This is a genomic window from Pseudomonas sp. 43(2021) (assembly GCF_017490805.1).
GTDB lineage: Bacteria > Pseudomonadota > Gammaproteobacteria > Pseudomonadales > Pseudomonadaceae > Aquipseudomonas.
Map to the genome: position 1 here is coordinate 21647 of NZ_JAFGYJ010000033.1, position 14488 is coordinate 36134.

The following is a 14488-nucleotide window of genomic DNA, read 5'->3' on the forward strand; positions in this document are numbered from 1 at the left end:
AGGACCACCCACTTGTCCATTTCTGTATTCCGCAAGGCCTTGATGGCTGGAGCGGGCCTGACGCTGGCATGCAGCGTCCAAGCGGCGCCTACGGTGCACTTCTACAACTGGTCCGACTACGTCGGCCCGACCACACTCGCGGACTTCGAGAAAGCCACGGGCATCAAGCCCGTGCAAGACGTGTTCGACTCCAACGAAACCCTGGAAGGCAAGCTGCTGGCTGGCAATACCGGCTATGACGTGGTGGTGCCGTCCAACCATTTCCTCGGCAAGCAGATCAAGGCGGGCGCGTTCCAGAAGCTCGACAAGAACCTGCTGCCCAATTATTCCAACCTGGACCCGGCGCTGATGAAGCGTCTGGAAAGGAACGACCCGGGCAACCAGTACGCCGTGCCTTACCTGTGGGGCACCAACGGCATCGGTTACAACGTCGACAAGGTGAAGGCCGCGCTGGGCGTGGACACCATCGACTCCTGGGCAGTGCTGTTCGAACCCGAGAACATGAAGAAGCTCGCCAAGTGCGGCGTGGCTTTCCTCGACTCGGCGGACGAAATGCTGCCGGCGGTGCTCAACTACATGGGGCTGGACCCCAACAGCACCAATGCCAAGGACTATCAGGCCGCCGAGAAGAAACTGCTGGCGGTACGCCCGTACGTGACCTACTTCCACTCGTCCAAGTACATCACCGACCTGGCCAACGGCGACATTTGCGTCGCGGCGGGCTTCTCGGGTGATGTGTTCCAGGCCAAGGCCCGCGCTGAAGAGGCGAAGAAGGGCGTGAACCTGGCCTACGCCATTCCCAAGGAAGGCGGCAACCTCTGGTTCGACGTGCTGGCGATCCCCAAGGACGCCAGGAACGTCAAAGAGGCGCATGCCTTCATCAACTATTTGCTGAAGCCTGAGGTTATCGCCCAGGTCAGTGATTACGTCGGTTACGCCAACCCGAACCCCAAGGCTGGCGACCTGATGGACCAGGCCGTGAGGACTGACGCCGCGGTTTACCCACCGCAGGAAGTGCTGAACAAGATGTTCGTGAATTCAGAGTTGCCACCCAAGGTGCAACGGCTGATGACCCGTAGCTGGACCAAGGTCAAGTCGGGCAAGTAAAAATCCAGGCCCGCGGCGGCACCTGTAGAACAGGGCTCCCGGGCACAAAAATCTTGTTGGGAGTTTCACTCATGGCAGTTGCCTCCGGTGCCTATAAAAAAGCCCTCGAGGGTGGCCAGCAACCCAAGCAGGTGCTGGTCAAGATCGACCGGGTTACGAAAAAGTTCGACGAAACGGTAGCCGTGGACGATGTGTCCCTGGAAATCCGCAAGGGCGAGATCTTCGCCCTGCTGGGTGGCTCCGGTTCTGGCAAGTCCACCTTGCTGCGCATGCTGGCCGGCTTCGAGCGCCCGACCGAAGGGCGGATCCTCCTCGATGGCGTCGACATCACCGACATGCCGCCCTACGAGCGGCCGATCAACATGATGTTCCAGTCCTACGCGCTGTTCCCGCACATGACCGTGGCGCAGAACATCGCCTTCGGCCTGCAGCAGGACAAGATGCCCAAGGCCGAGATCGACGCCCGCGTGGCCGAGATGCTCAAGCTGGTGCACATGACCCAGTACGCCAAGCGCAAGCCGCACCAGCTGTCCGGCGGCCAGCGCCAGCGCGTGGCTCTGGCCCGCTCCTTGGCCAAGCGCCCCAAGCTGCTGCTGCTCGACGAGCCGATGGGCGCACTGGACAAGAAACTGCGTTCGCAGATGCAGCTGGAACTGGTGGAGATCATCGAGCGCGTGGGTGTGACCTGCGTGATGGTGACCCACGATCAGGAAGAGGCCATGACCATGGCCCAGCGCATCGCCATCATGCACCTGGGCTGGATCGCCCAGATCGGCTCGCCAGTGGACATCTACGAGACCCCAACCAGCCGCCTGGTGTGCGAGTTCATCGGTAGCGTCAACCTGTTCGAAGGTGAAGTGGTTGACGACGCCGAAGGCCACGCGATCATTGCCAGCCCGGAGCTGGAGCGCAAGATCTATGTCGGCCACGGCATCACCACTTCGGTGGAAGACAAGCACATCACCTACGCCCTGCGCCCGGAGAAGATGCTGGTCACCACCCAGCAACCGACCTGCGAGCACAACTGGTCGCGCGGCAAGATCCACGACATCGCCTACCTGGGCGGCCATTCGGTGTTCTACGTCGAGCTGCCGAGCGGCAAGGTCGTCCAGTCGTTCGTCGCCAACGCCGAGCGCCAGGGCACACGCCCGACCTGGGGCGATGAAGTGTACGTGTGGTGGGAAGACGACAGCGGCGTGGTACTGCGGTCATGAAACCTCGCAAGCTCAAGCGAGCACTCCAGCGCATCATCCCGGAGGGGCGGCATCTGGTGATCGGCGTGCCGTTCATCTGGCTGTTCCTGTTCTTCATGCTGCCGTTCTTCATCGTGCTGAAGATCAGCTTCGCCGAAGCCGACGTGGCGATCCCGCCGTATACCGAGATCTACAGCTACGTCGAAGACAAGCTGCAGCTGGTACTCAACCTGGCCAACTACGGCTTGCTGACCGAGGATGAGCTGTATATCTCGGCTTACCTGGGCTCGCTGAAGATGGCCTTCTTCAGCACCCTGCTGTGCCTGTTGATCGGCTACCCGATGGCCTACGCCATTGCCAACGCCAAGAAGGAGACGCAGACAGTCCTGCTGTTGCTGATCATGATGCCGACCTGGACCGCGATCCTGATCCGCGTCTATGCCTGGATGGGCATCCTCAGCAACAACGGCCTGCTCAACGGCTTCCTGCTGTGGACCGGGTTGATCGACCAGCCGCTGCAGATCCTCAACACCAACCTGGCTGTGTACATCGGCGTGGTCTATTCGTACCTGCCATTCATGATCCTGCCGCTGTTCGCCAACCTGGTGAAGCACGACCCGAGTCTGCTCGAGGCCGCTTCGGACCTGGGTTCGAGCACCTTCAACAGCTTCTGGAAGATCACCGTGCCGCTGTCGAAGAACGGCATCATCGCCGGCTGCATGCTGGTGTTCATCCCGGTGGTGGGCGAGTTCGTGATTCCTGAACTGCTCGGCGGCCCGGAAACCCTGATGATCGGCAAGGTGCTGTGGCAAGAGTTCTTCAACAACCGTGACTGGCCGGTGGCCTCTGCGCTGGCGGTGGTAATGCTGGCGATCCTGATTGTGCCGATCCTGCTGTTCAACCGCAGCCAGGCCAAAGAAATGGAGGGCAGGGCATGAAGCGCTTCAGTTTCTCCAAGCTGATGCTGGTGCTCGGCTTGCTGTTCATCTACCTGCCGATGCTGATCCTGGTGATCTACTCGTTCAACGCCTCCAAGCTGGTGACGGTATGGGGTGGCTGGTCGGTGAAGTGGTATGTCGGCCTGCTCGACAACACCCAGCTGATGGGTTCGGTGATGCGTTCGCTGGAAATCGCCTGTTACACGGCGGTGGCTGCGGTGGCGCTGGGTACCTTGGCGGCGTTCGTGCTGACCCGGGTGACCCGCTTCAAGGGCCGCACGCTGTTCGGTGGCCTGGTCACCGCACCGCTGGTAATGCCCGAGGTGATCACCGGCCTGTCGCTGTTGCTGCTGTTCGTGGCCATGGCGCAGATGATCGGCTGGCCGCAGGAGCGCGGCATCGTCACCATCTGGATCGCCCACACCACGTTCTGTGCGGCGTATGTGGCGGTGGTGGTGTCGGCACGCCTGCGTGAGCTGGACCTGTCGATCGAGGAAGCGGCGATGGACCTGGGTGCCAAGCCGTGGAAGGTGTTCTTCCTGATCACCATCCCGATGATTGCGCCATCGCTGGCGGCGGGCGGCATGATGTCGTTCGCGCTGTCGCTGGATGACCTGGTGCTGGCCAGCTTCGTGTCGGGCCCGGGTTCGACCACCTTGCCGATGGAAGTGTTCTCGGCGGTGCGCCTGGGCGTGAAGCCGGAGATCAACGCCGTGGCCAGCCTGATCCTGCTGTCGGTGTCGTTGGTGACCTTCTTCGTCTGGTACTTCAGCCGCCAGGCTGAAGAGCGCCGTCGCAAGGCGATTCAGCAGGCCATCGAAGAGGGTGCAGCGGCCAACGCGTCGCAGCCGCAGGTCAAGCGCCCGGCGCAGGTTGCTGCGTCGGCCTGACACGGCCTCTTCGCGGGTAAACCCGCTCCCACAAGGACATCACTGCCTTCAGGTCAGTGGTGATCCCTGTGGGAGCGGGTTTACCCGCGAAGGCCGCAACACCGATTCAAAGCCAGACTGCATCCCAATGTGGATAGTCCCTGACACTCCTGACCAGGCCTGCCCGCAAGGGGTTGGCCACAATGTACCTGGCGACATGCACCATGCTTTCTTCCCTTCTTAATGCCCGGTCCTGATACCCAGGCTGCCATACCGGATCTTGCTCAACCCCCGCCTGATGCAAAACCAGACTGGACCTGGATTTGAACCTGCGCATCAAGGTGGCCAACGTCGTACCGTTCAACTCGATCAGCCAATGCAGATGGTCCGGCATTAGCACCCAAGCCAGTGATCGGCAGGCGTGTTCCTGGTCTGATTGCCGCAGTTGGTGAATGACCAACCGGGCATGGTGGAAGTCATGGAACAGTGGCTTGCGCTGGTGGGTGACGGTGGTCAGCAGATAGAGCCGGCCAAGTTCTGAATAGCGACCACGGCGAAGCAGGTGAGACTGGGCTCGCGACATTGGCTTCTTCCTTGAAAAGCGGGTGACCTCTCAAGGGTAGTGGCTGAGATGCAGGTGCTATGTAGATGATGGTTTCTGGATATGGCAGAGATTTGTGGATGGCAGTACCGGCCCATTCGCGGGTAAACCCGCTCCCACAGGTATTGCACAGGTCCTGAAGGCTGCACATAACCCTGTGGGAGCGGGTTCACCCGCGAAGGGGCCCTCAAGGCGTACGACTTTTCATCAACTCAAACCAAAGGCTTCAGTTGGATCGGCTTGGGAATTATCCTACGAGCCGTGTGGAAGCTGCTCTGTTGCTGGGGAAATGCCCCAGGGATAACGTCGTCGAGTCGCCAACCAAGGTGACCGGGTGTGAGAAACCCGCTCGATGTTGAACAGGCTTCCTGTCATGGCGGCCTTGCGTGGGCAGGCCTCGGCCTGGCCGGGTTCAATGTCCTCGGTTTTCTCACCCCGTGTACGGCTGCCACCCCTTATCCGTGAGAAAGATGAGCTGGCGGTTCCATAAACGACATTGGATTCCGACCATGACAACGCACGTTCCAAATCACCCAAAAAACAGCAGCACCGTCGGCCGCGAAACCTGCATGGACCTGTTCCGCGTCCAGGCCAACATCCCCTTCAACCATGCCTTCTCCGAACTCTCCGTAATGCTCGGGTGCATCAATCACCTGACGACTGAAGCCGAGATGGAAAATGACCGCCTGGCCGGCAGCGCCGCGAGAATTCTCAGTGGCTTTGCCAAAGCATTGATTGATGACATTGAACTGGGACTGAACAAGGCTTCAGTGCAGCTCTGACCTGTACCGGCCCCTTCGCGGGTAAACCCGCTCCCACAGGATCATCTGCAGCCTTCAGGGTTTGCTCAATACCTGTGGGAGCGGGCGTGCCCGCGAAAAGGCCCGCGCAGGCGCTGAAAATGCCGAACTGATCTCCGTCATTGAACCCTGAACTTCATTCCGGGTTGCGAACATTACTAGCGGACATAGCCACCTGGTAAGGGGGAGGTGCAGCTCCGGGAATGCTGACTCTCTGACTGTCTCCGATATTAGCGAATGTGGTCATTTCAATATCCGTGGGACGGGTTGCATTCGCGTAAGACGGAGGTGGAACTTCGGGGAAGAGTGTGTCGTAGGGAGGAGGTTCAACTGCTGTTCGCTGCCTGCGCTGCGAGAGCTGTGCAACTAGTGGCCGTATATTGTTTGACCTCAGAGTAATATAAGCACCCACAATAGCAGTAGCAGCAAATGCAGTGCCTGCAATAATTTCGGCTGTTTTGGACTTCGTAGTGGCCGATGCAATGACTCCTACTAATGTTGCCCCCAAGGCTGCTGACGTAGCTATCAAGAATGCCCGACGGGAAAAGTGCCCCGTAGGATCAGTACTATTTACCGGATCCCCGGCACAGTACGCATAAGCGTTCGGGCCACCTTCATCAAACGGGCTTGAATTATCTGGGCTACAGAACCTCTTGTGCGTGGGGCTGAACAGGCGATAGCCATTGCCTAGCAAGTAACCGCCTGTTGCCGTGTCCAGTTGCTCGCCGTTGAATGCCAAGGGGTTGTTCGCTTCGCTCTGGGCCGGGCGTCGGCCATAGGGGGTATAAGCGAACTGCACCTTACCGGCGTGTCCAAATTCGCTCATGACGGTGTTGGTATTGTTCACCGTCATGATTGAGCGCGATACCTCAGCACCTGACGTGCATTGCGCCAGGAGGCTACCCTGATGCCGGAAGATGGAGCGTGATACAGACCCGCCGAGTTCGGTGGAAACACGGCCGTTCTGGTAGAAGCGGCGTAAACTTTTTGCAGCGGCCATGGGGCCTCCGAGGGTTCAAGGGGGAACAGAAAAATGCCTCTCTGTGGTGCCACTGTCGGGGCGACCGGTTGGGGACACTATGTAATGCCCTGGCGATAATCGGCTACTGGCAGAAATGCCAGGTTTTCAACGAAAACCTTGTGCCGAACCTGCCCTGTGTCGCCAGCATTCGGTATGCCTCCCTTGCGCATATGGCCAGTGCCGTTTGTCCAACCCTGAACTACGCTGACAGTCGCATCCCACGAATCATTTGCGCGCAAGCAAGGAGCCTGCATGACGTTGATACGTCCGCTGTTGGTCGTCTGCCTGGGGCTTGTGTCCCTGCTGTCGGGCTGTAGTAAGGAAGAAACCACCGAAACACTGCCACGCGTAGGCGTGCAACAGGTATCACCCACCGATTTCGCTGCCAGGGTCACCCTGACCGGCGATGTGCAGGCACGGGTGCAGACCGACCTGTCGTTCCGCGTCGGCGGCAAGATCATTTCGCGCAGCGTCGATGTGGGCGATCACGTCAAGGCCAACCAGGTGCTGGCGCGGCTGGACCCGAAAGACCTGCAGAACAATGTCGACTCGGCCAAGGCCGAGGTGTTCGCCGCGCAGGCGCGGGTCACCCAGACCAGCGCCGCCTTCGTGCGCCAGCAAAAACTGCTGCCCAAGGGCTACACCAGTCAGAGCGAATACGATTCCGCCGAAGCCGCGCTGCGCAGCAACCAGAGCGCGCTCAAGGCCGCACAGGCGCAATTGGCCAACGCCAACGAACAACTGAGCTATACCGCGCTGGTCTCCGAGGCTGATGGTGTCATCACCGAGCGCCAGGCCGAGGTCGGCCAGGTGGTGCAGGCGACCATGCCGATCTTCAGCCTGGCCACCGATGGCGACCGCGACGCGGTGTTCAACGTCTACGAATCGCTGCTGGTGGCCCCGCCCAGCGATGCCGGCGTGATCGTCAGCCTGCTGGATGACCCGAAGGTCCAGGCCCGTGGCTTCGTGCGCGAAATCACCCCCACGGTGTCCGCACAAAGCGGCACGGTACAGGTCAAGGTCGGGCTGAGGGATGTACCGCCAGGGATGCAACTGGGTGCACCGGTTACCGCCACCACCAATGCCCAGGGCCGGCCAAGTGTCGAGCTGCCATGGTCGGCACTGACCAAGGCCCTGCATGAGCCTGCCGTCTGGGTAGTGGGCGAGGGCGACAAGGTAGAGCTGCGCAAGGTCGAAGTCAGCCGTTACCTCACCGGCAGGATCGTGGTCGCCAGTGGCCTGAAGGGCGGCGAAACCGTGGTGGTCAATGGCGGGCAGTTGCTGCACCCCGGCATGCAGGTGCAGAAGGTCGACGCCAGGGCCCAAGGGGGTGAGCTATGAAGCGCCTGCTGCTGATGCTGTCGGCTGGCGTGCTGCTGGCCGGTTGCAGTAGCGAGGACGAGGTACCAGAGCCGATTCGGCCGGTGCTGTCGGTCAAGGTCGAACCCCAGGTGCAGTCGCAGTTGGGCCGTTTCGCCGGCAGTATCCAGGCACGTTTCGAAAGCACCTTGGGTTTCCGGGTTTCCGGACGTATTGCCCGGCGCTGGCTGGATGTGGGCGCCCAGGTGAAACCGGGTGACATCCTGGCCACGCTCGACCCGACCGACCAGCAGAACCAGCTGCGCGCCGCCGAAGGCGACCTGGCCAAGGTGCAGGCGCAGTGGATCAACGCCCAGGCCGATGCCCGCCGCCAGCAACAGCTGTACGACCGTGGCGTAGGCGCCCAGGCCCAGCTGGATATCGCCCAGACCAACCTGAAAACCACCAGTGCGGCGTTGGAGCAGGCGCGCTCTGCACTCAGCCAGGCACGTGACCAGCTCGACTACAGCACCCTGCGCACCGACCACGCCGCGGTAATCACCGCCTGGAAGGCCGAAGCCGGGCAAACCGTCACCGCCGGCCAGGCCGTGGTAACCCTGGCCCGGCCGGATGTGAAGGAAGCGGTGATCGACCTGCCGATCGGCCTGGCCGAGCAGTTGAGCAAAGGCCTGACCTTCACCGTTGCTTCGCAGCTGGACCCGACCATCAACACCACCGCCAGCCTGCGCGAGCTGGAGCCCCAGGCCGACGCCACCACCCGCACCCGCCGCGCCCGCCTGACCCTGGCCAGCACACCGGCGGCCTTCCACCTGGGCACTGCCATCAGCGTGACTCTGAGTTCGCAGGTGTCGCCGCGCAGCGAACTGCCCTTGAGTGCCTTGCTCGAGCGTGACGGCAAGACCCAGGTGTGGGTGATCGATACGCAACAGAAGACCGTGGCCACCCGTGACGTGGCCCTGATCGACCGCACCGCCGACAGCATCGTGCTGACCGCTGGCGTACAGCCCGGCGAGCGTGTGGTCACCGCCGGCGTCAACAGCCTCAAGCCTGGCCAGAAGGTCACCTTCGACGAGGATGCGCAATGAAAGGAAGCTTCAACCTGTCCGACTGGGCACTCAAGCATCAATCGTTCGTCTGGTACCTGATGTTCGTTGGCCTGCTGATGGGGATTTTCTCTTACTTCAACCTGGGCCGTGAGGAAGACCCGTCGTTCACCATCAAGACCATGGTCATCCAGACCCGCTGGCCCGGCGCGACCCAGGACGAAACCCTGTACCAGGTCACCGACCGTATCGAGAAAAAGCTCGAGGAACTCGACTCCCTCGATTACACCAAAAGCTACACCCGCCCAGGCGAATCCACGGTTTACGTCTACCTGCGCGATACCACCAAGGCCAAGGACATCCCGGAAATCTGGTACCAGGTGCGCAAGAAGATCCAGGACATTCGTGGTGAATTCCCGGCGGGTATCCAGGGGCCCGGGTTCAACGATGAATTCGGCGATGTGTTCGGTTCGATCTACGCCTTCACTGCCGACGGGCTGACCCTGCGCCAGCTGCGCGACTACGTGGAACAGGCGCGGGCCGAAGTGCGCGATGTACCCAACATCGGCAAGATCGAGCTGATCGGCACCCAGGACGAAGTGCTGTACCTGAACTTCTCCACCCGCAAGCTGGCAGCCCTGGGCATCGACCAGCGCCAGGTCATGCAGGCCCTGCAATCGCAAAACGCCGTGACCCCAGCCGGGGTGATCGAGGCCGGACCGGAGCGTATCTCGGTGCGTACCTCCGGGCAGTTCACTTCGGAAAAGGACCTGCAAACCGTCAACCTGAAGATCAACGACCGCTTCTTCCGCCTGGCCGATATCGCCGATATCGAGCGCGGCTACGTCGATCCCCCTTCGCCGATGTTCCGCTACAACGGCCAGACGGCGCTGGGCCTGGCCATCGGCATGAAGGCCGGTGGCAATATCCAGGTGTTTGGTGCGGCGCTGAAAAAGCGCATGGATCAAGTGGTCGAAGACCTGCCGGTGGGCGTCGGGGTACACACCGTTTCCGACCAGGCCGTGGTGGTCAAGCAAGCGGTCGGCGGCTTCACCAGTGCGCTGTTCGAGGCGGTGGTGATCGTGCTGGCGGTGAGCTTCGTCAGCCTCGGCGTGCGTGCCGGGTTGGTAGTGGCCTGCTCGATCCCGTTGGTGCTGGCCATGGTGTTCGTGTTCATGGAATACAGTGGCATCACCATGCAGCGGATTTCGCTGGGGGCGCTGATCATCGCCCTGGGCTTGCTGGTGGACGATGCGATGATCACCGTGGAGGTGATGGTCACGCGGCTGGAAATGGGCGAAAGCAAGGAGCAGGCGGCGACCTTTGCCTATACCTCAACGGCCTTCCCCATGCTAACCGGTACCCTGGTGACGGTGGCCGGTTTCGTGCCGATCGGCCTCAACGCCAGTTCGGCGGGCGAGTACACCTACACGCTGTTCGCGGTGATTGCCGTGGCGCTGATGGTGTCGTGGGTGGTGGCGGTGTTCTTCGCCCCGGTGCTCGGCGTGCACATTCTCAGCAGTGCCAAGCTCAAGCCCCATGAAGCAGAGCCGGGCCGTGTCGGCCGAATCTTCGAGCATGGTTTGTTGTGGTGCATGCGCAACCGCTGGCTGACCATCATCGGCACCGTGGCGCTGTTCGCCCTGGCGATCTTCTGCGAGCGCTTCGTGCAGAACCAGTTCTTCCCGTCCTCGGACCGCCCGGAAATCCTCGTCGACCTCAACCTGCCGCAGAACGCGTCGATCGAGGAGACGCGCAAGGTGGTCGACCGCTTCGAGGCGCGGATCAAGGACGACCCGGACCTGGTGCACTGGAGTACCTACATCGGCCAGGGCGCGATCCGCTTCTACCTGCCCCTCGACCAGCAGTTGCAGAACCCGTACTACGCGCAGCTGGTGATCGTCAGCAAGGGCTTCGAAGAACGCCAGGGCATGATGGACCGGCTGCAGAAGATCCTGCACGAAGAGTTCGTTGGCGTCGGCACCAACGTGCAGTCGCTGGAAATGGGCCCGCCGGTGGGCCGGCCGATCCAGTATCGGGTCAGCGGCGCCAATATCGACGAGGTACGCAAGCACGCCATCGAGCTGGCCACCTTGCTCGACCAGAACGAGCATATTGGCGAGATGATCTACGACTGGAATGAGCCGGGTAAGGTGCTACGCGTGGAAATCGCCCAGGACAAGGCTCGCCAGCTTGGTCTGTCGTCGGAGGACGTGGCCAATGTGATGAACAGCATCGTCAGCGGCGTGCAGATTACCCAGGTCAACGACAACATCTATCTGGTCGACGTGGTCGCCCGTGCCGAGGACAACGAGCGGGGTTCACCCGATACCCTGCAGAACCTGCAGATCCTCACGCCCAACGGCACCTCGATCCCGCTGCTGTCGTTCGCCACCGTGCGCTACGAACTGGAGCAGCCGCTGGTATGGCGCCGTGACCGCAAGCCGACAATCACCATCAAGGCCTCGGTCAACGGCGATATCCAGCCTACCGACCTGGTGGCGCAGTTGAAGCCGAAGATCGACGAATTCGCCAGCAAGCTGCCGGTGGGCTTCGAAGTGGCCACCGGTGGTACGGTGGAGGAGAGCGCCAAGGCCCAGGGGCCGATCCGCAAGGTCATCCCGCTGATGCTGTTCCTGATGGCGACGTTCCTGATGATCCAGCTGCACAGCGTGCAGAAGCTGTTCCTGGTGGTCAGCGTGGCGCCGCTGGGGTTGATTGGCGTGATCATTGCGCTGGTACCCACGGGTACGCCGATGGGCTTCGTGGCGATTCTCGGCATTCTCGCGCTGGCGGGCATCATCATTCGTAACTCGGTGATCCTGGTGACCCAGATCGACGAGTTCGAAGCCCAGGGCTTGTCGCCGTGGGATGCGGTGGTGGAAGCCACCAACCATCGGCGCCGGCCGATCCTGCTGACCGCGGCGGCGGCGAGCCTGGGCATGATCCCGATTGCCCGCGAGGTGTTCTGGGGGCCGATGGCTTACGCCATGATCGGCGGGATCATCGTGGCGACCCTGCTGACGCTGCTGTTCCTGCCGGCCTTGTATGTGGCCTGGTACAAGATCCGCGAGCCACAGAAACATTCCTGAAGCCGTGCAGTGAACCCTGTGGGAGCGGGTTTACCCGCGAATGCGATGGTGGATCTACCGCCGCATTCGCGGGTAAACCCGCTCCCACGGGGCCTTCTGTTGTCTTCAGGATGAGCGTTTGTTTTTGGTTATATAAACATTCTTAAACAGTATTTTTAAGAATAACTCCGCCTCACTACTATTGCCCTCAAGCCAGGCAACAAATCCCCTTCAAACCCCTGCCCGGCATCTCACTCCAAGGAGAACGAGCATGAGTGCATCTCTGCGTAGCATCGACGGTCAGGACGAAGCCACCATTCTGCGTGAAATCCAGAGCGCTCTGCGCGACCTGCGATTCGGTGCGGTGGAGATCACTGTGCACAACGCTCAGGTCGTACAGATCGAGCGCAAGGAGAAGTTCCGCCTGCAGCAGCCCGGCAACAAGGCCGGCTGATCGCGCCACACATCCAAAACTAGAAAAATGCCAATCGGGAGCTTCACCATGTCCATCCGCCGTTATGCGCTTGCCGCCCTGGCCAGTGCTGTTTTTGCCGGTTCCGCCATCGCCAAGGACTACGAACTGCTGAACGTGTCCTACGACCCGACCCGCGAGCTGTATCAGCAGTACAACGCCGAGTTCATCAAGCACTGGCAGCAGGCCCACCCGGGCGACAAGGTGAAGATCCAGCAATCCCACGGTGGTTCGGGCAAGCAGGCCCGTGCGGTGATCGACGGTCTGCGTGCCGACGTGGTGACCCTGGCCCTGGCCGGTGACATCGACGAAGTCGCCAAGCTCGGCAAGACCCTGCCGGACAACTGGCAGACCCGCCTGCCGGATGCCAGCACCCCGTACACCTCGACCATCGTGTTCCTGGTGCGCAAGGGCAACCCGAAAGGCATCAAGGACTGGGGCGACCTGATCAAGAAAGACGTGTCGGTCATCACCCCCAACCCGAAAACCTCCGGCGGCGCCCGCTGGAACTTCCTGGCTGCCTGGGCCTATGGCCTGAAGACCGGCGGTAGCGAAGAGAAGGCCAAGGCATACGTGCAGGAGCTGTTCAAGCACGTGCCGGTGCTGGACACCGGCGCCCGTGGCTCGACCATCACCTTCGTCAACAACGGCCAGGGCGATGTGCTGCTGGCGTGGGAAAACGAAGCCTTCCTGGCGTTGAAGGAAGACGGTGGTGCCGACAAGTTCGAGATCGTCGTGCCGTCGCTTTCGATCCTGGCCGAACCGCCGGTGGCGGTGGTGGACAAGAACGCCGAGAAGAAGGGCAATACCGAGATTGCCACCGAATACCTCAAGCACCTGTACAGCCCGGCCGGGCAGAAGATTGCCGCCGAGAACTTCTACCGCCCGCGTGACGAGAAGGTCGCAGCCGAATTCGGCAAGCAGTTCCCGAAACTTGACCTGGTAACCATCGACAAGGACTTTGGTGGCTGGAAAACTGCACAACCGAAATTCTTCAACGATGGCGGTGTGTTCGACCAGATCTATCAGGCACAGTAATCGCCAAGGAAAAGCGGGGCCGCTATGCGGCCCATTCGCGACGCAAGGCCGCTCCCACAAGGAACCGCAATCTCCTGTGGGAGCGGCCTTGCGTCGCGATTGGGCTGCAAAGCAGCCCCAAGATTCAGAAGCCTGCACCGGCCCGGGATTGATTCCGGGCTTCGTGCGTTCAACCAGGGATATTTATGTCACGCCGCATTTCCCCCGTCATACCCGGCTTCGGGCTGACGCTGGGCTACACATTGGTGTACCTCAGCCTGATCGTGCTGATACCGCTGGCCGCCATGTTCGTGCATGCCGCGCAGCTTACCTGGGAGCAGTTCTGGAACGTCATCAGTGCGCCGCGGGTGATCGCCGCGCTCAAGCTGAGTTTCGGCACCGCCCTGTTCGCCGCCGTCATCAACGGTGTGATCGGTACCCTGCTGGCCTGGGTGCTGGTGCGCTACACCTTCCCCGGGCGCAAGATCATCGATGCGATGATCGACCTGCCGTTCGCCCTGCCCACGGCCGTAGCCGGTATCGCCCTGACCGCCCTGTATGCGCCCTCGGGCTGGGTCGGCCAGTTCGCCACCGACCTGGGCTTCAAGATCGCCTACACCCCGCTGGGTATCACCCTGGCGCTGACCTTCGTCACCCTGCCGTTCGTGGTGCGGACGGTGCAGCCGGTACTGGCCGACATTCCGCGTGAAGTGGAGGAGGCCGCCGCCTGCCTGGGCGCCAAGCCGCTGCAGGTGTTTCGCCACGTGCTGGCGCCAGCGCTGCTGCCTGCCTGGCTGACAGGCTTTGCCCTGGCCTTCGCCCGCGGCGTGGGCGAGTATGGTTCGGTGATCTTCATTGCCGGCAACATGCCGATGAAGACCGAGATCCTGCCACTGCTGATCATGGTCAAGCTCGACCAGTACGACTACACCGGCGCGACCGCCATCGGCGTGCTGATGCTGGTGGTTTCCTTCATCCTGCTGCTGCTGATCAACCTGCTGCAGCGCCGTATCGAAACCCCTTGAAGGAGGCCGGC

Annotated in this window: 13 protein-coding genes; 11 read left to right on the forward strand and 2 right to left on the reverse strand. The window is 61.4% G+C overall.

The annotated features are described in order from the left end of the window. The first annotated feature begins 12 nt into the window (after window positions 1-12). The 4 genes from J5M71_RS23095 (at window position 13) to J5M71_RS23110 (ending at window position 4128) form a co-directional block, all read left to right on the forward strand. Entirely contained in the window at window positions 13-1107 is a 1095-nt protein-coding gene (locus J5M71_RS23095; protein WP_207837471.1) for a polyamine ABC transporter substrate-binding protein, read from the forward strand. A gap of 71 nt (window positions 1108-1178) precedes the next feature. Further along, complete coding sequence (potA, locus tag J5M71_RS23100) at window positions 1179-2321, forward strand: polyamine ABC transporter ATP-binding protein (protein ID WP_207837473.1); 1143 nt, start codon at window positions 1179-1181, stop codon at window positions 2319-2321. A 35-nt stretch (window positions 2322-2356) separates the two neighbouring features. Further along, entirely contained in the window at window positions 2357-3238 is an 882-nt protein-coding gene (locus tag J5M71_RS23105; RefSeq protein WP_172827500.1) for an ABC transporter permease subunit, read from the forward strand. Continuing rightward, a complete protein-coding gene (locus J5M71_RS23110) occupies window positions 3235-4128 on the forward strand; it encodes an ABC transporter permease subunit (RefSeq protein WP_003258560.1) in 894 nt (297 codons plus the stop codon). Before J5M71_RS23105 ends, J5M71_RS23110 begins: the two co-directional genes overlap by 4 nt. A gap of 106 nt (window positions 4129-4234) precedes the next feature. On the opposite strand, the gene J5M71_RS23115 is transcribed toward J5M71_RS23110, so the two are convergent. Further along, window positions 4235-4690 (reverse strand): transposase, encoded by a 456-nt coding sequence (locus tag J5M71_RS23115; RefSeq protein WP_207837475.1) that lies wholly within the window; start codon window positions 4688-4690, stop codon window positions 4235-4237. Window positions 4691-5217: 527 nt separating this feature from the next. Between J5M71_RS23115 and J5M71_RS23120 the strand changes: the two genes are divergently transcribed. Beyond that, on the forward strand, window positions 5218-5490 hold the full coding sequence (locus J5M71_RS23120; protein ID WP_015272215.1) for a DUF3077 domain-containing protein: 273 nt from the start codon (window positions 5218-5220) through the stop codon (window positions 5488-5490). 154 nt (window positions 5491-5644) lie between these two features. On the opposite strand, the gene J5M71_RS23125 is transcribed toward J5M71_RS23120, so the two are convergent. Further along, complete coding sequence (locus tag J5M71_RS23125; RefSeq protein WP_233687593.1) at window positions 5645-6508, reverse strand: RHS repeat-associated core domain-containing protein; 864 nt, start codon at window positions 6506-6508, stop codon at window positions 5645-5647. A 273-nt stretch (window positions 6509-6781) separates the two neighbouring features. Here J5M71_RS23125 and J5M71_RS23130 point away from each other — a divergent pair, with 273 nt between their 5' ends. From J5M71_RS23130 to cysT, 6 genes are all read left to right on the forward strand, one after another. Beyond that, entirely contained in the window at window positions 6782-7870 is a 1089-nt protein-coding gene (locus J5M71_RS23130; RefSeq protein WP_207837478.1) for an efflux RND transporter periplasmic adaptor subunit, read from the forward strand. Beyond that, on the forward strand, window positions 7867-8934 hold the full coding sequence (locus J5M71_RS23135; RefSeq protein WP_207837480.1) for an efflux RND transporter periplasmic adaptor subunit: 1068 nt from the start codon (window positions 7867-7869) through the stop codon (window positions 8932-8934). Before J5M71_RS23130 ends, J5M71_RS23135 begins: the two co-directional genes overlap by 4 nt. Further along, window positions 8931-11984, forward strand: coding sequence for an efflux RND transporter permease subunit (locus J5M71_RS23140; RefSeq protein WP_207837482.1), 3054 nt, complete (start codon window positions 8931-8933; stop codon window positions 11982-11984). Before J5M71_RS23135 ends, J5M71_RS23140 begins: the two co-directional genes overlap by 4 nt. Before the next feature lie 250 nt (window positions 11985-12234). Continuing rightward, on the forward strand, window positions 12235-12417 hold the full coding sequence (gene oscA / locus J5M71_RS23145) for a sulfur starvation response protein OscA (RefSeq protein WP_016712582.1): 183 nt from the start codon (window positions 12235-12237) through the stop codon (window positions 12415-12417). A gap of 48 nt (window positions 12418-12465) precedes the next feature. Next, on the forward strand, window positions 12466-13473 hold the full coding sequence (locus tag J5M71_RS23150; protein WP_207837484.1) for a sulfate ABC transporter substrate-binding protein: 1008 nt from the start codon (window positions 12466-12468) through the stop codon (window positions 13471-13473). A gap of 185 nt (window positions 13474-13658) precedes the next feature. After that, complete coding sequence (gene cysT, locus J5M71_RS23155; RefSeq protein ID WP_063912140.1) at window positions 13659-14477, forward strand: sulfate ABC transporter permease subunit CysT; 819 nt, start codon at window positions 13659-13661, stop codon at window positions 14475-14477. Window positions 14478-14488: the final 11 nt, after the last annotated feature.